This is a genomic window from Maribacter aurantiacus (genome assembly GCF_005780245.1).
Taxonomy (GTDB): Bacteria; Bacteroidota; Bacteroidia; order Flavobacteriales; family Flavobacteriaceae; genus Maribacter; species Maribacter flavus.
Window position 1 is genome coordinate 122,909 of the sequence record NZ_VBUK01000007.1, and the last position, 17,865, is coordinate 140,773.

Sequence of the window (17,865 nt, forward strand, 5' to 3'; positions counted from 1 at the left end):
TATCCTCAGAGACCAAGTAATTATTAAACCTTTATTTTGTTATTTTAGCCTGTTTTCTTTTTTCCCTCTCTTGGGCATCAATGACCGCAACGGCCGTCATGTTCACTATTTCCTCAACACTTGCACCTAATTGCATTATGTGTACAGATTTTCGTAATCCCACCATAATGGGGCCGATGGAATCTGCCTTGTTCAATTCCTTCAGCATCTTATAGGTTATATTGGCCGATTCAAGATTTGGAAAGACCAAAGTATTTACCTTTCTGCCCGCCAGTTTGGAGAAAGGGAACTTACTTTCATGAAGCTCCTTGTTCAATGCGAAATCCATTTGTATTTCACCATCGACCACTAAATCTTGATTACTTTGATGTAGAATTCGTACCGCCTCACGCACCTTTATGGCGTTTTGATGTGGCGAAGAACCAAAGTTTGCATAGCTCAAAAGTGCGATTACGGGATCAAACCCAAAGGTAGTGGCCACATTGGCGGTCATTTGCGTAATATCGGCCAACTCTTCCGCATTTGGGTCGATATTTATTGAAGTATCCGCCAAAAAAAGCGGTCCTCTTTCCGTAATCATAATGTTTACTGTGGCAACCCTCTTAACACCAGTCGCCCTACCAATTACCTCCAAAATAGGTTTCACTACGGTAGGATAGGCCCTGGAATATCCTGAAATCATACCATCCGCATCCCCTTCCAGTACCATCATGGCTCCAAAATAGTTCCGCTCCCTCATTTTTATTTTAGCGCTATACAAGGTAGTGCCTTTCCTTTTTCTACTTTCCCAATACTTTGTGGCATATCTAATATGCCGCTCGTCAAATTCGTCGGATAAAGGATCTACAATTGGAATATCGGCATCAAATTCCAGTTCCTTCTTCAACTCCAAAATAATATCCTTTCTACCAAGTAGAATTGGTTCCGCGATACCTTCTTCATATACGATCTGTGCCGCTTTTAGGACATCCAAATGATCCGCTTCGGCAAAAACGATTTTTTTGGGATTTGATCGTGCCCTGCTGTGCAACAAACGAACCACTTTGTTATCGTTTCCTGAACGCAGCATCAATTCTTCCCTGTACTTGTCCCAATCCTCAATGGGTGCCCTGGCCACACCACTATCCATAGCGGCCTTGGCCACGGCCGGTGGTATCTCGTGTATCAATCGTTGATCAAAAGGTTTTGGGATTATGTAGTCCCTCCCGAAGGTGAGTCGGGTTTCCCCATAGGCGATATTCACCTGTTCCGGTACGGGCTGTTTTGTGAGTCGGGCCAAGGCCTTTACGGCCGCCATCTTCATTTCTTCATTGATCCCAGTTGCCCGCACATCCAAAGCGCCCCTAAAAATAAACGGGAATCCCAGCACATTGTTCACCTGATTGGGGTGATCGGAACGGCCCGTGGCCATGATGATATCCTTTCGGGTCTTTATGGCCAGGTCATAGTTGATTTCCGGATTAGGATTGGCCATGGCAAATACAATGGGGTTGTCCGCCATGGAAAGTAGCATTTCCGGAGTTACAATATCTGCTATGGAAAGCCCGATAAATACATCGGCCCCAACCATCGCTTCCTCTAAAGTGTCTATTTTTCTATCCGTAGCGAATTCCTTCTTGGCTTCCGAAAGGTTTTCGGCATCCTTTCTAATAACCCCCTTGCTATCCAACATAACTATGTTCTCCGCCCTTGCCCCAAAGGCCTTGTAAAGCTTTGTACAGGATACGGCGGCCGCCCCTGCCCCACTGACAACGATGGTTACGTCTTCAATTTTTTTCTTTGCAAGTTCGAGGGCGTTCAGGAAAGCGGCCGCGGAAATTATGGCCGTGCCGTGCTGGTCATCGTGCATTACGGGGATATCGAGTTCCTCCTTTAACCTTCTCTCGATTTCAAAGGCTTCGGGAGCCTTAATATCTTCAAGGTTTATTCCCCCAAAAGTTGGGGCAATCATTTTTACGGTTTCGATGAACTTATCCACATCCTCCGTATCCACCTCGATATCGATTCCGTCTATATCGGCAAAAATCTTAAAGAGTAGTCCTTTACCTTCCATTACGGGCTTGGAGGCTTCCGGCCCAATATTGCCCAATCCCAAAACAGCGGTGCCGTTGGAAATAATGGCCACCAAATTTCCTTTTGAAGTGTATTTATAGACGTTCTCTTTGTTTTTAGCAATTTCGAGACAAGGCTCCGCTACTCCAGGGGAGTAGGCCAATGCAAGATCGCGCTGCGTACTATAGGGTTTTGTGGGTACTATTTTAATCTTACCGGGCTGTGGTTTGGCGTGATAGACCAATGCCTCCCTTCGTTGCTTTTCCTTGCTCATTTTCTGGGAATTTAAATAACAAATGTAAAGGTATTACAGAAAACCTGATGAAAAAGAGGCCTTTTTATCGAAAGTATTATAGATTAATAAATGAATCCCTAATTTATAAATCGACAAGGGTTTTTGCTTTCCCTACATTCAATCGCATAGCCAAGAAAGCTGCAATGATAAAAAAGGTACCTGCGAAAAGCATTGCGTTAATTGCCTCACCTCCCAATAGGTATTTATAAATTGGACCGAAAGTGAGCGTTTCTATACCCATAGGGATAACGATCATCATGTTTAAAATCCCCATATAGACTCCCCTTCTTTCCTGAGGCACTACCTTAGAAACCATTGTATAAGGTATGCCCATCATGGCCGCCCATCCAATTCCGAACAATACCATGGGCGCCAATACCAGTAACGGGTCATTAATAAACGGAATGGAAAACAGGGCAATGGCGGTTCCGACCAAACTATAGGCATATACCTTTTTGCCTCCAAATCTTAAAGTCAAGGGCACTAATCCCAGAGCTACCACCATGGTTACTATGTTGTAGGTAAGGCTCATTTGTGCCGACTGCGAAGCAGCTTCCGAAGTGGAATACCCCATAGTGCTTTTGAACAAGGGGGTAATATATTGCCAGTAAACAAATAAAGCATACCATTGGAACAGATAAACCGCCCCGAGTTTCCATAGGAAAACGGGCATGTTTTTTACCGCATCCTTTATTTCGGCAAAAGGTGTAGCAATACGGGCTGCCAAAGGTTTCTTCTTGGCGGAGTTTATCTCCTCCAGTTCTTCGTCCGATGGCGGTATTTCCGGAGTTTTCAATACCGACCATAAAATGGTGGTAATCGAAAGGATACCTCCAATGTAAAAGGAATAATACAGCCAAGTAGGAATGGAACCCGCTACTTCTACCGATTCATCCCCGAACAAATATTGAAAAAGAACGATGGACCCGTTCGCCAATAAAATACCTGCACCTACAAACAAACTTTGCATCTGATATCCAAGGCTGAACTGCTTTTCTGGAAGCTTGTCCCCTACAAAAGCCCTATAGGGCTCCATGGCCATGTTATTTCCCACATCCAAAATCCAAAGAAGGCCTACAGCAAACCAAAGAACCGGACTTGAAGGAAACATGAACAAACATATACTTCCAATGAGTGCGCCTATCAAAAAGTAAGGCTTTCGTCTTCCCCATCTTGGAGACCAGGTCTTATCTGACATGGCGCCAATTATTGGCTGAACCACCAATCCTGTTACCGGTCCTGCGATGTTCAATATCGGCAACATTTCTTCTGGCGCCCCCAAGTAGAGAAAGATGGGATTGATAGCGGTTTGTTGAAGGCCAAAACTGTATTGAATGCCTAAAAATCCCACATTCATATTAAATATCTGCCAGAAGCTAAGACTTGGTTTGGTTAGTTGCATACAATCTGATATTTGATTTTATAGAAAGTAATTACGGGATTGACAAAATACAACAATCCCTTTTTTTGAATCCTCATAAAAAGTCGTCTAGCAATATAGTATAATTAACGAAAAGTAAATATAAATAGAAGGATAATTAGAAATCAAAACCCAGCTATAACGTTGTAGTGGTTTAGGACTCTTTTTGTAGAAATTCAATGTTCCTTTTCAATCCAAAAAATTTGGTCCTTTTCACAGCCGATTTTTTGAACACTTTTTTAAAAATGTCTTCCGTTATCTCCTCCCAGTCCTTTTTGGTCATGGACAACAACTCCGGATGCGGATTGAACAAAGGTTCCTTATGTGGTTTTGAAAACCGATTCCATGGACATACATCCTGACAAACATCGCAGCCAAAAATCCAATCGTCCATTTTAGCTTGGAACTCGGTCGGAATTTCATTTTTGAGTTCTATCGTAAGGTAGGAAATACATTTACTGCCGTCCACGACATAGGGTTCTATAATAGCTTGGGTGGGACAGGCATCGATACAGGCCGTACAGGTCCCGCAATGATCCGTAACAGGTGTGTCGTAATCCAATTCCAAATCGATAATAAGCTCTGCTATAAAATAAAAGGAACCGACCTCTTTCGTCAATAGGTTGCTGTTCTTCCCAATCCATCCCAAACCACTTTTTGCTGCCCACGCTTTGTCCAAAACCGGTGCTGAATCAACAAAGGCACGCCCTTTCACCTCACCGATTTCTTCGGATATAAAATCATGCAATTGCCTTAGTTTGTCTTTGATCACATGATGATAATCCTCACCATATGCATATTTGGAAACCTTAAAGGTGTCTTTTTCTTGAGTTTCTTTTGGAAAGTAATTCAACAACAAGGATATCACTGACTTGGCCCCGTCCACCAGCAAGCGAGGGTCCAGTCGTTTATCGAAATGGTTTGCCATGTACCCCATTTCCCCGTGCATGTTTTTTTTCAACCAGCGCTCCAGTCTTGGGGCTTCCTGTTCAAGAAACTCTGCCCTGGATATACCACAAGACAAAAAACCGAGGCGCTTGGCTTCGGTTTTTATTCGCTGTGACAATATACTTCGGTTCATATTCCGAAGGTACATTAATTTTAATTTAAAATAGTTAATCAGGAAGTAGGCGGTATATAGACCGGCACAACATTTTCAATAGGTTTTAAAGATTTTAGATAGGCAAAAATCGCCTCGACATCCTCATCATTCATACTTCTGTAGGCCTCTACGGGCATTGGAGGCATAATTGGTCTAGAACCATCCAGTCCCTTATATTTTCCCTCTTTAATTGCCTTCTTGAATTGGTCTAATGTCCAGCTTCCTATACCTGTTTCATGAGGCGTAAGGTTACCGGCATAGCTGGTTCCCCAAGGTCCAACTGCAGCCGTTAAATCCCCTGCAAACAAAGCCCAAGGGCCTAAAGGAACATTTTCAGGGATTGGCGGTAAAGCTCCGGAACTGTCAAATCCCATCATGTAACGGTCCATGTCCGGCACAGGACCCATTTCAGTCATTTTCTTGGGCGTATGGCAATCTGCGCAGCCAATTATACTTACCAAATACTCACCTCGCTCTTCTAAATTCACCGTTTTAACGTTTGCTTCCTCTATTACTGCGACCTTCTTTTCCTTAGGCCGGTTGCACGAGGCCAATATCAATACCGAAAAGGTCATGATCGCGATTAATTTATTTTTCATCTTCTTTCTTTTTTGGTTGTTAAATCCGTATAGGCCTAATTATCGGAAGGGTCACTAAAAGGCACATTAGGGTTAAATTCTGCAAATACTCCATTGGGGTTCTCTTCAACGATCCAGGCGTGCAGTGTCCATGAACCTCCCGCCACATTGGGATTGTCATCCCAGTGATCCGCGTCTCCCACAAAACCTTCTGGAGGTGTAGGAGAAATAGCCTTTGGAACCGCGTACTCGACACCTACCAATTTTAGCTGACCTTGTTCATTGGGCACGTACAGGAGAATTTCTGGTTTTTCCATATCAAATTCACCATCGATAAGTCCTACATTGATATAATGGAAGCCCATGTTGGGAACATATATAGATGGATTAAATGGATAAGGATCGGCATAGCCTGCCTTTTTCGCCTGTTCAAAGCTGTGATAGCGCATGGTTGCTCTATTAACTTTTTTCAATTGGGATTCCAATGTTTCCTTCTTTGCTTTTACGGATACCAATTCAAGCTCGTTTTCTGTAGTAGTAGTCTCCTCTTTTGAACAGGAAGTAACTACTATGAGTAATAATAGACTTCCTAAACTTGCAATTGTGCCTTTTAATGTTTTCATAACGATACGATTTAAATGAAATATTATTTGTCCTTTGGGGAACAGTATCGCTAAGGTCAAAAGAAGCTACATATGTGTTTGACAAAAATGTCGCATATCTTAACAGATTTGTCTCACCTAAATAAAAACATTGATTATCAATAGCTTAAAAGCCTCTAATTTCTAATGACAGCCACTTCGCTTGGAGAGATTCCAAACTTTTCCTTAAAGCTCTTGGCAAAATATGAGAGATTGGAAAAACCAACACTATACGCAACTTCAGAAACATTACCAGTACAATTCTGTAAAAGTTTAAATGCGCTATTCAAACGAATTTCGGATATAAGCTGATTGGCAGATTTATTTGTTAACGCCTTTAATTTTCGATGTAATTGGGCACGACTAAAACCCACAGAGCTGGCAAGTAGCTCTACGGAAAAAGAACAATCTTCCAGGTGTTCGTTGATGACCTTAAAAACCTTTTTAAGAAATTCATCCTCCATTGAATTTAAGGAAAGGTCGTCCACCAGGAGACCATCTAACTCCTTCACCTTTATCCAAAGCTTTTCTCTTAAACCTATTAGATTTTTGATACGTACCAAAAGCTCATCGGAAGCGAAAGGTTTGGTTAAATAGGCATCGGCACCCTGATAAAGTCCTTGCATCTTATTGTCCTGGCCGGCCTTGGCGGTCAGTAATATAATGGGGATATGACTCGTCTTGCTATTCGTCTTTAACGTGTCACATAAGGCAAATCCGTCCTTTTTGGGCATCATGACGTCACTAATGATAATATCCGGTATTTCAGTCGTAGCAATCCTCTCACCTTCCTCCCCATCCTTAGCAAGTAAAATTTCATATTGTCCCTCTAAAATGCAGCCCACATAACTTCTTAAATCTTCATTATCTTCTACGATCAATGCAATTGGCAAATCCCTTTTGGACCTATTACTTCCTTTTTCACTAAGCGTGGTAAATGTTTCAAAATACCCTTCTTCAGTATCTGTTGGTGCTTGGGCCTCAACTATCATGGCTGATTTGGGGAGACCTTCCAAAGTAATGGGTATTTTTAAGTAAAATGCGGTGCCTTTCCCTAAGGAGCTTTCTACCTTTATTTCTCCCTGATGCAATTCGACCAACTCCTTTGTCAATGCAAGCCCGATTCCAGAACCATTACGTTCAGAGCCTTCCACTCTATAAAACCGATCAAAAACATTGCCAATATCTTCTTTTGAGATTCCATTACCAGTATCTGAAACAGAAAAGTCAAGATTGCCGTTATTAAAATCAACATTGACGGTAACCTTTCCCCCTTGGCTGGTATACTTGAATGCATTGGATAACAGATTGTTGACTATTTTCTCCAACCTATCAGCATCGAAATAGCCAATTTCCGAATCTGAGCTGAACGTTACCTCATAGAAAATACCGGCACGTTCCGCGGTGCTTTCAAATGAATAGACCATCAATTTTAAAAATGGTATAATATCATTTTTAGTTAGGGAAAGTATTGTCTTCCCACTCTCCAATTTGGAAAGTTCCAATAGTTCATCGACCAAGGATTGCAAACGGGAGGAATTTCTTTGCACAATATTAAATTCCGTTTCACTTAAGGTCACACCTTGTACCCCATTGTCCTTTTGCACTCTTTTGGCATTCTCTAGGGGCCCCTGAATCAAAGTTAGCGGCGTTCTGAACTCATGACTAATATTGGTAAAAAATCGAGTCTTTAGCTCATCTAAATCCTTCATACGAAGAATCTCAGAACGCGATTTTTCCGCTTCCACTCTTTCATTTTCATTTCGCTTGGCTATAGTTTGACGCCTATACGCAATACCGAAGGAATATATAATAATTTGTAAAAAAATACCCGTGGCATAAGGGTCAAGTCTAAATGGGGGATTCATCAAGTCCATTGACCAAAGTGTTCCTATTACGAGAGCAATACTGGCGACAATAGAACCAATTCCAAAATATCTGGCGAATGCATCATTCTTAAGCGCAATAACAATTGACACTATCAAGCTAGCAACGGCATAAACATTTAGAAAAACATAGTGAAAACCTACCCCGGTGAAGGATGTTTGGGGTTCTAATAATAGAACGTAAACAGTTGTTAAAAGTATCTCCACCAAGATGAACAATGCTAGGCCTAGCATCACTCTGTCCAATATTGGAAATTTGATTTTGGAATCTATAAACGCCCTACCAAAAAACCAAAATGAATAAAAAATTCCATTTGCTATTAGTAACCATGTTATGTAGCGAAACTTAGCCAAACCACCAATGATAAACCCTACGGTCATAGCCTGGGTTAGGGTACAAAAAACCAACCAGATACAGAACCAAAGAAAAATAGGTTCCCTCAAATAGATGTACTGCAAAAAATGATAAAGCAATATAATGAACGTAACACCAAATAAAAAAATATTGAAACTACTGTGGTACTGGTTAAACTGATGGTAATAGGGTTGATCAGGGCTTCTAGCAGTCAAATTGAAATAGGCCGGATATCCCATAGCATTGCCTTTAACCTTGATTATAACTTCTACAACCTTATTGACGGGCAGTGAATCTAAGGTAATCGCATTCATAATCCAATTACCCTTATATGTCTTTTCTTTCTTTGGATATTCGACTCCCGTTTTTTGATGGAATATAAATTCCTTGTCTACATACCCATAGACGTCAACGGTTCCATTACTTTTAGTCCATGCCGGTGGACCGATCATTTTATCTTCAAAATGCAAGGTCCAGCCAATTAATGGTTCTTTTGTTTTTAAGCTGAGTTTTCCCCAATAGGTGGTTCCAACCTCTAGATATCGGGGCAATTCATCTCCTTGGAGAAAAGAGAGGGTGGTATCGGCAACAATCTTTTTGGGTGTAAAAACAGCATTGATATCCGGATACACCTTTAGAACGTGATCGAGGGAATGGACCGGATATAATGTGTCCAGCACATAGACGTTTTCTTGTGAAAAGATTAATCCTGAATTGATAAGGCAAAGAAAAAGGGTATACTGAAAGAAACGCATCTATTGCAAACCGATTAATTAGGTCTGTAACAAGATAAAAAGAAAAACGAAACTTCAGAATAAACCAGGCTGTATACCCCCTTTTATCCTTCCCAAGTGCTTGTAGGCCAACTCGGTCACCTCCCGACCCCTAGGCGTGCGCATTATAAAACCTTGTTGGATTAAAAAAGGTTCGTAGACCTCTTCAATGGTTTCTGCACTTTCCGATACGGCCGTGGCCAACGTGGTTATTCCTACCGGGCCTCCCTTAAATTTATCAATGATGGTGGTCAATATTTTATTGTCCATCTCGTCCAAACCATTGGCATCTACATTTAAGGCCTTTAGACCGAATTTGGAAATTTCGATGTCTATTTTACCGTTGCCCTTTATCTGTGCAAAATCTCGAACCCTCCTCAATAAGGCATTACAGATTCTAGGGGTTCCCCTACTTCTTCCCGCTATTTCTATGGCCGCCTCATTGGTGATCGGAACTTTTAAAATATCCGCACTTCTTTGAACAATGGTAGAAAGCAATTCCGTATCGTAATACTGTAACCGACTTTGAATACCGAACCTGGCCCTCATGGGAGCGGTCAAGAGTCCCGATCGGGTCGTTGCGCCAATTAAGGTAAACGGGTTCAGGTTTATCTGGACCGAACGGGCATTAGGGCCCGTTTCTATCATGATATCGATTTTGTAATCCTCCATCGCGGAATAGAGATACTCCTCCACAATGGGACTCAACCGATGGATCTCATCAATAAAAAGTACGTCCCGTTCATCCAAATTGGTTAAGAGTCCCGCTAAATCCCCAGGCTTGTCCAACACGGGACCGGAGGTTATCTTAATACCTACGCCCAGTTCATTGGCCAATATATTTGCAAGTGTAGTTTTTCCCAATCCCGGAGGACCATGAAACAACGTATGGTCCAAAGCTTCCCCCCTTCGATTGGCCGCCTCCACAAAAACCTTTAAGTTTTCCAAGACCTGCTCCTGACCCGTAAAGTCATCAAAACTTACGGGGCGCAAAGCCCTCTCTATATCTAGTTCGGCATCGGAAAAACCGTTTTTGGACGGGTCTAGGTATTCATTCATACACCAACAAAGATAGGGAAACACTCGTTATTTTTTTGAACCACTGTTTTCTTTATTCCATAGAATTTCAGGGAGAAATTTGTATTTTCAAAAAATGGAAAAGAAAATTTACACCCCGGGAATCCTTCAATACATTCCCTTTTTTTATGTTATTTGGTCCGATGACCTCGTATCCGCTTCCGAGGTCAATGTTGTGGAAAGAGCCATCGAAAAGGATACGAGCCTATCGGATATGGAAAAGGTCCTTTTGAACTCTTGGTTACAGGTTAAAAACCCTCCTAAGAATGAGGAATTCAAAAATTGGAAACAGACCATCTCCAATTCGGGCATCAAATTACTGGAAGGGGAAACCTATCCGTTGACAACCTTCAGTCAAAAAGTAGTCTGTCATTATCACGAAACCTGCCCCTTTAACGAGCATCTAAAAAATATTGAAGTCAACTTGGGCATCCAGCCCAATCACTACAATCATTTGTTTGAGGTGGAAGTTGAACACATCGCCAGTGCCAATACGTATGTAGCCGAAGAACTTTCTGTCATCCTTAAGGGTAAACATGCCCAAGTCATTGACCGGTTTCAAGAATTCATTCAACATTCCCTCTTCGATTGGGACGTTCATCGACAAAAAGAAGATTTTAGGGAGGTAGTTCTGGAGCAAGTTAAGTTTTTGGCAGAAAACGGATATGGCGCCATGGCGTATCCGAGTGCATACGGAGGTACGGGCGACATGGAAGGGTATGCAACTATTTTTGAAAACCTAATGTACGTGGATGGTAGTTTGACTATAAAATTTGGGGTTCAATTCGGACTTTTTGGAGGAAGTATCCAAAAACTGGGCACAAAATATCATCACGACACGTATCTAACCGATGCCGGAAAGGCAACCCTCTTGGGATGTTTTGCAATGACGGAAACGGGACATGGCTCCAATGTTAGGGGCATCAAAACCACGGCAACCTATAGAAAGGAAGATGACAGCCTAATTATTAACACTCCTGGTGAAAACGACAACAAAGAATACATAGGCAACGCTTTGCATTCCAAGATTGCCTCTGTTTTTGCCCAGCTCATCGTTGATGGCAAAAATGAAGGAGTACATGCCATTCTTGTCCCACTGAGAAATGAAAAGCATGAACTGCTCCCCGGAATCCGGATAGAGGACAACGGTTACAAGTTGGGTTTGAACGGGGTAGACAATGGAAAGATATGGTTCAACCAAGTAAAAGTGCCCAGAGAAAATTTGCTCAACAAGTACGGTAAGATTACGGACGATGGTGTCTATTATTCGGAAATCGAAAATCCAAACAAACGCTTTTTTACCATGTTGGGAACATTGGTGGGAGGTCGTATCTGTGTGGCCCGCGCCGGTCTGGGCGGGGCCAAAATGGCATTGACAATCGCCGTTAAACATGCCTTAAAGAGAAGGCAATTCAATGACAGCATCAAAATACAGGAAGACCTGTTGATGGACTATCCTACCCATCAATTACGTTTGACTCCCTTGGTTGCCAGTGCCTATGTTTATAATGCCACCTTAGATAAAATGATGGAGATTTATTGCGATGAAAGTCAGCCGGACAAACGGAAGGTGGAAACCCAAGTAGCCGGACTCAAATCCATTATTACCTGGTATGCCAACACTACCATCCAGGAGTGTAGAGAGGCCTGTGGTGGCAAAGGATACCTTTTGGAAAACCGTATTGCCGACCTCAAAGGCGATGTGGACATCTTTACCACTTTTGAAGGGGACAACAACGTGCTCTTGCAACTGGCGGCCAAGGGAGTCCTCTCAGATTTTAAATCGGAATTCAACAGTGCAGGGTTCTCTTCCGTTTTAAAACTGTTGAGCCAGCAATTATCGGATAAATTGGCCACGGTAAATCCCATTTACTCCAACAAGGTGGATACAGAACATTTATACAACCCCAAATTCCACAAGCACGCCTTTGATTATAGAACCCGGAGATTGACGTATACCTTGGCGATGCGCATTAGGGATTACATTAAAAAAGGAGTACCGTCCTATCAAGCATTTCTTAAGGTCCAGACGCATTTATTGGCATTGGGTAAAGCCTATAGCATTGAATTGGCTTATAATACCTACTTGCAATTCACAGAGAACATCCAAGATGAAAAACATAGGGCCCTGTTTCAAAAACTGGGTACTTTATTCGCTCTTTACGAAATTAGAAAGGATGCTTCTTGGTATTTGGAACAAGGTTACATTGGCGGCACAAAATCCAAGGCCATACGACAGCGTGTGGAACGCTTATGCACGGAACTTAGGCCACATATACATGTACTTGTGGACGGTTTTGGTATTCCGGACAATTGTTTGACCGCCCCTATTGCCAATTAATTATTTTCCTTATCGAGTTGTGAAGTATCCAGAAAATCCAAAATGGTAATCTTGGGATTTCCGTACAGACTTGTTTTGGAGGAACCTCTTGATGACAATTGAAAATCCTCCAAAACATTCACTCGGGCATCCGGGGAGTCTTCTAGGATCACGATAGCCCGTTTTGCCTCCAACTGCTCTCCTTTTAGGCTACTTTTTCCGTATAATTTGACCATAAAAAGATCCGTGGCACCCTCCAACTTTGCCGATGCATTTTCATACATGAACAGATTATTGGTAGACCCTGCAGAATATACTCTGACATCGATACGGTCCTTGAGGTTCATTACAAGGGAATCACTGGCCACATTAAAGTCGCCAGAACTAATACCCTCCATATGTATGTTGATAATATCGGCCGTGGCATTAAGTTCCAAACGGGATGTCTCCCTTGTTAGGACGTCCAAGCGATCGCCCGAGATAACATCCTCCATACTTATTTCGCCATTGTTCATGGTGATTTTATTCAGTTCTGTGTAATTAACGGTTATATCAAGCTTTCTTTTTGAAGTGATATTATAAAAGGAAGAAATGAACAAGGTACTATCCTCCACTTTGAACTTTAGGACATCGACCAAATTATCATCCAGTTCCAAGGAATAACCCTCGCTAGAGGACTTTTTCAGGTATACTTTCAAATCATCATCCAGTTGTATTGCATTAAAAGCAGGAAGGCTTTCCCTAACCTCGACCACATTCCTATTTCCCTTTATTTTTGGTTTCCTTTGACCATAAGCCTGAATCCCAAATACTAGGGCCAAAACTATAAACAATAACTTTTTCATCTGTTTTTCATTTATTTACCTTTTAAACGTCCGACAAAATTCACCTATAAACATCTCAGCAGGTATTAAGCATGGGTTAGGCTCATTTCATCATACTAGAAGATAAAACTAAGCACTTTGCTACATAAAGATATTATAAATTAACAAGTGGCAAGCCCAAAATGTTTAAAGCAAAAAAAAATGCCTAACCGAAAAGTTAGGCATTTGAACAAGTTATTTTATGTTAATGCTGCAACTCTTCCTCCCCGTCAAATAAAGGAACATGTTGCTGTACATAATCTTGACCTGGAATGATGTATTCGTTATTTTCATCTACTTTACTATAATCATAGGCCCATCTGTGTACTTCTGGGATAGCTCCTGGCCAGTTTCCATGAATATGCTCTGTTGGAGTAGTCCACTCCAATGTAGTTGCAGACCAAGGATTTTGAGGACCACGCTTTCCGTAGAATATGCTTCTTATGAAATTGAAAACAAAGAACAACTGGGCAGCGGCGGTGATAAGGGCAAAAACCGTCATCAAGGCCTGAACATCGGTCAATTCATCGAACATTGGAAATGCCGTATTCTCATAATATCTTCTCGGAACACCGGCCATACCTACAAAGTGCATCGGGAAGAAAATTCCGTAAGAACCGATTGCAGTAATCCAGAAATGTGCAAAGCCCAAATTTTTATTCATCATCCTACCTTGGAACATTTTTGGGAACCAATGATAGACACCAGCAAAAAGGCCATATAATGCCGAGATTCCCATTACCAAGTGGAAATGCGCCACAACGAAATAAGTATCGTGCACATTGATATCCAACGTACTATCCCCAAGGATTATACCAGTTAGTCCACCCGTTATAAATGTTGAAACCATACCAATGGAAAACAACATACCCGGGTTCATTTGCAGGTTACCCTTCCATAAGGTGGTTATCCAGTTAAAGGCTTTCACAGCGGAGGGAATTGCAATTAACAAGGTTGTAAAGGTAAAAACAGAACCCAAGAACGGGTTCATACCCGAAATAAACATATGGTGTCCCCAAACAATAGTAGAAAGAAAGGCAATTGCCAAAATAGACGCAATCATTGCCCTATAACCAAAAATTGGTTTTCTAGCGTTTACAGCCATCACTTCCGAAACGATACCCATAGCAGGTAATATTACAATATATACCTCCGGATGGCCCAAAAACCAGAATAAATGTTCAAATAATACCGGAGATCCCCCTTGGTAATGTAATACCTCACCTTGAATGAAGATATCCGACAAAAAGAATGATGTCCCAAAACTTCTATCCATAATGAGCAATAATGCAGCGGATAACAATACCGGGAACGAGATTACACCGATTATTGCGGTAACAAAGAATGCCCAAATGGTTAATGGCAACCTGGTCATGGTCATTCCTTTGGTACGCAAATTTAGAACGGTAACAATATAATTCAAGGAACCCAATAGCGAAGAGGCAATGAATATGGCCATAGAAACTAACCATAGGGTCATACCCATCCCAGAACCGGGTTGCGCCATTGGAAGTGCGCTCAATGGAGGATAGATAGTCCAACCAGCAGCCGCTGGTCCAGCTTCCACAAACAATGAAAGTACCATGATAACTGTAGAAACGAAGAACAACCAGTACGAGACCATGTTCAAAAAGCCAGAAGCCATATCCCTAGCCCCAATTTGAAGCGGAATCAATAAATTACTGAATGTACCACTAAGACCAGCCGTTAATACAAAAAACACCATTATTGTTCCGTGCATGGTGACCAAGGCCAAATATATGTCGGCATCCATAACCCCTCCAGGTGCCCATTTCCCAAGTAATGTCTCGAAGAAGACATTCGATTCACCTGGCCAGGCCAATTGCATCCTAAACAAAAGGGACATCGCTATACCAATAAAGCCCATAATAAGTACCCCAGTAATAAAATACTGTTTGGCAATCATTTTATGGTCCTGACTGAATATGTATTTCGTTATGAATGTTTCCTTATGATGATGTCCATGATCATCATGTGCGTGATCATCTACGTGTGCATGTGCTGTTGCTGACATAATCGAACTTTTTCTTTTATAGTATAGACAATTTTTTTCTTATTGGGCACTGGCCGTCATTGTATTTTTAAACGTTTGCTGGCTTGCCATCCATGCGTTGTACTCCTCTTCTGTTTCAACAATGATCTTCATCTGCATGTTGTAATGCGACTTACCACAAATTTTGTTACATAGTAAAACATAGTCGAATTCCCAAGGATCTATTACCTCCCCAGTTTCTACAGATTTTTGAGCCCTAATCTGATTTGTACGCTTTACCTTTTCAATAACGTCAGGGTTTTGCCTCATTTCTTCTGTAGTATACGTAGGTGTAAACGAAAACTCTGTAATCATTCCAGGAACACAATTCATTTGTGCCCTAAAGTGCGGCATATAAGCCGAATGAAGTACATCTTGGGATCTCATTTTGAAATTCACTTTTCTACCTACCGGCAGATGCAGTTCCTTAACAATAACATCATCCCCTGCATACGGATCTGATTCATCCAAACCTAACACATTGGCCTTATCAATATCAATCATACGAACATTGGCACTTCCAAGTGTATTATCATCGCCAGCATATCTGGCCGTCCAGTTAAACTGTTGTGCATAAAGTTCCACAACCAGTGGGTCATCCTCGTCGTTTACGTCCGTAATGTTTGTCCAGGTATACAGACCGTATAGAATCAAACCAGCGAGTACGATTACGGGAATAATAGTCCAGATAAACTCCAAACGGTTATTATCTGCATAGAACAAAGCCCTTTTTCCCTTCTCTCCTCGATATTTAAAAGCAAAATAATGCAAAAGCGCCTGCGTAATTATCTGAACGATAAAGATAATTACCATGGATATCAACATCAACGTGTCATAATCGGACCCATGTTCCGAAGCGGCCTCAGGCAAAAGTACCTTACCATACTTTGCAAAGCTAAAAATGGTAATGCCATAAATAAAGACCAGAAAAGCGAACATAAGATATCCGTTGTTCTTGTTATCCTTGTCATTGGCAACCTCTGAATTATCTGTTCTAAGCTGTGACAACTCAAATATCTTGGTCATTTGCCAAATGGCAATTGCCACGAGAACTAAAACAGCTAAAGTCAATAATGTAGTCATTGTATGTATTGATATTATACTTTAAAACTCACTAATAATGAAAGTGTCTACTTTCTTCAATAAATGGATTCCGCTTTGGTTGCAAAGGTACGTTTGAAAGCGCCCTAAACACCCAGAAAATGAACAATCCAGCAAAAAACAATATAGCCCCAATTTCTGGAATACCAATAAACCACTGATCTCCCACAGTAGACGGCATGATGGCATTAAAGATGTCCATATAGTGTCCGGCCAAAATAACGATACCCGCCATAACAACGAACCAATTGATACGTTTATAATCACTATTCATTAAAAGTAATAATGGGAACAAGAAATTCATTGCTACCATACCAAAGAAAGGCAATTTATAATCCTCGATTCTTGTTACATAATACGTGACTTCCTCTGGAATGTTGGAATACCATATTAGCATGAACTGGGAAAACCAAAGATATGTCCAGAAAATACTGATACCGAACATAAATTTAGCCAAATCGTGAATATGACTATCGTTTACATCGGGTAAGTATCCTTTGGATTTTAAGTAGATAGTAACCATGGCTATTACGGTAATACCCGAGACGAACATACTTGCAAAGATGTACCAACCGAACAAGGTACTGAACCAATGTGGTTCAACACTCATAATCCAATCCCAGGACATAATGGATTCCGAAATAAGGTAGAAAACCAAAAATGCAGCGGAAATCCTAAAATTCATTTTAAAGTTTGAGTTATCATTGGATTCATCCTGTTTCAAGGACAATTTTCTAGAATATTCCCTATAGGCAATCCAACCACCTAAAAAGATAGCCGCCCTAATCAAAAAGAAGGTAGGATTCAAATAACCCGATTTCCCTTGCAACAATTCATCATGGGCAACCACATCTGCGTCCATCCAAATAAACAAGTGGTTCATGTGAAGTACGGACAGCACCAAAATTACGAATACGATAATACCGCCAGGAACCAAATAAGCCGTAATTCCCTCCATAACCCTAAAAAGCAAAGGGGACCAACCTGCCTGTGCCGCCCTTTGTATCGCATAAAAGGCCAACACGCCCAAGGCGATCATCATAAAGAAAAAGGCTGCTACGTACAAGGCCGCCCAAGGTCTATTCTTAAGCTGATCCAATAAATGCTCATCATGTGAGGCACTGTGGTCACCTTCATGACTCGCTGCAGCAGCATGGGAATTTTCCGAGTCGTGCGAAGCAGCGGCTTCATGTCCACCCCCATGTCCATCATCGTGGGCGGCAACCATGGCCTTCGCCTCCTCAACGGTGCCAGGAGCCATAACAAAACCACCAATAATTCCCAATAACCCTACGGCCATTAATATGATGGAACCTAATTTTAGTCTATTCGAAAACGTATACATAGTA

12 protein-coding genes are annotated in these 17,865 nt (G+C 41.5%); 1 reads left to right on the top strand and 11 read right to left on the bottom strand.

Annotated elements, in window-relative coordinates; all coding sequences use genetic code 11:
• Window positions 1-31: 31 nt before the first annotated feature.
• The 7 genes from FEK29_RS12450 to ruvB all read right to left on the bottom strand — a co-directional run bounded on the left by FEK29_RS12450 (window position 32) and on the right by ruvB (window position 10,161).
• Window positions 32-2,326: an NADP-dependent malic enzyme gene (locus FEK29_RS12450; protein WP_138258766.1), complete on the bottom strand. Its 2,295-nt coding sequence runs from the start codon at window positions 2,324-2,326 to the stop codon at window positions 32-34.
• A 103-nt stretch (window positions 2,327-2,429) separates the two neighbouring features.
• Entirely contained in the window at window positions 2,430-3,749 is a 1,320-nt protein-coding gene (locus tag FEK29_RS12455; protein ID WP_138258767.1) for an MFS transporter, read from the bottom strand.
• A gap of 172 nt (window positions 3,750-3,921) precedes the next feature.
• Window positions 3,922-4,848: a tRNA epoxyqueuosine(34) reductase QueG gene (gene queG, locus FEK29_RS12460; protein WP_138258768.1), complete on the bottom strand. Its 927-nt coding sequence runs from the start codon at window positions 4,846-4,848 to the stop codon at window positions 3,922-3,924.
• Between the two features lie 38 nt (window positions 4,849-4,886).
• Complete coding sequence (locus FEK29_RS12465; RefSeq protein WP_138258769.1) at window positions 4,887-5,468, bottom strand: c-type cytochrome; 582 nt, start codon at window positions 5,466-5,468, stop codon at window positions 4,887-4,889.
• Window positions 5,469-5,503: 35 nt separating this feature from the next.
• A complete protein-coding gene (locus FEK29_RS12470; RefSeq protein ID WP_138258770.1) occupies window positions 5,504-6,070 on the bottom strand; it encodes a hypothetical protein in 567 nt (188 codons plus the stop codon).
• Between the two features lie 155 nt (window positions 6,071-6,225).
• A complete protein-coding gene (locus FEK29_RS12475; protein ID WP_138258771.1) occupies window positions 6,226-9,084 on the bottom strand; it encodes a hybrid sensor histidine kinase/response regulator transcription factor in 2,859 nt (952 codons plus the stop codon).
• A gap of 54 nt (window positions 9,085-9,138) precedes the next feature.
• Window positions 9,139-10,161, bottom strand: a complete 1,023-nt coding sequence (gene ruvB, locus FEK29_RS12480) for a Holliday junction branch migration DNA helicase RuvB (RefSeq protein ID WP_138258772.1) — start codon at window positions 10,159-10,161, stop codon at window positions 9,139-9,141.
• A gap of 94 nt (window positions 10,162-10,255) precedes the next feature.
• Between ruvB and FEK29_RS12485 the strand changes: the two genes are divergently transcribed.
• The gene (locus FEK29_RS12485) at window positions 10,256-12,520 is read left to right on the top strand and encodes an acyl-CoA dehydrogenase family protein (RefSeq protein WP_138258773.1); all 2,265 of its coding nucleotides are present in this window, start codon (window positions 10,256-10,258) and stop codon (window positions 12,518-12,520) included.
• On the opposite strand, the gene FEK29_RS12490 is transcribed toward FEK29_RS12485, so the two are convergent.
• From FEK29_RS12490 to FEK29_RS12505, 4 genes are all read right to left on the bottom strand, one after another.
• Window positions 12,517-13,344: a GIN domain-containing protein gene (locus FEK29_RS12490; protein ID WP_138258774.1), complete on the bottom strand. Its 828-nt coding sequence runs from the start codon at window positions 13,342-13,344 to the stop codon at window positions 12,517-12,519. The genes FEK29_RS12485 and FEK29_RS12490 overlap by 4 nt on opposite strands.
• A 223-nt stretch (window positions 13,345-13,567) precedes the next feature.
• Window positions 13,568-15,397, bottom strand: coding sequence for a cytochrome c oxidase subunit I (locus FEK29_RS12495; protein ID WP_138258775.1), 1,830 nt, complete (start codon window positions 15,395-15,397; stop codon window positions 13,568-13,570).
• A 39-nt stretch (window positions 15,398-15,436) separates the two neighbouring features.
• Complete coding sequence (locus FEK29_RS12500; RefSeq protein WP_138258776.1) at window positions 15,437-16,498, bottom strand: cytochrome c oxidase subunit II; 1,062 nt, start codon at window positions 16,496-16,498, stop codon at window positions 15,437-15,439.
• A 31-nt stretch (window positions 16,499-16,529) separates the two neighbouring features.
• Window positions 16,530-17,861, bottom strand: coding sequence for an urease accessory protein UreE (locus FEK29_RS12505; RefSeq protein WP_138258837.1), 1,332 nt, complete (start codon window positions 17,859-17,861; stop codon window positions 16,530-16,532).
• Window positions 17,862-17,865 lie beyond the last annotated feature (4 nt).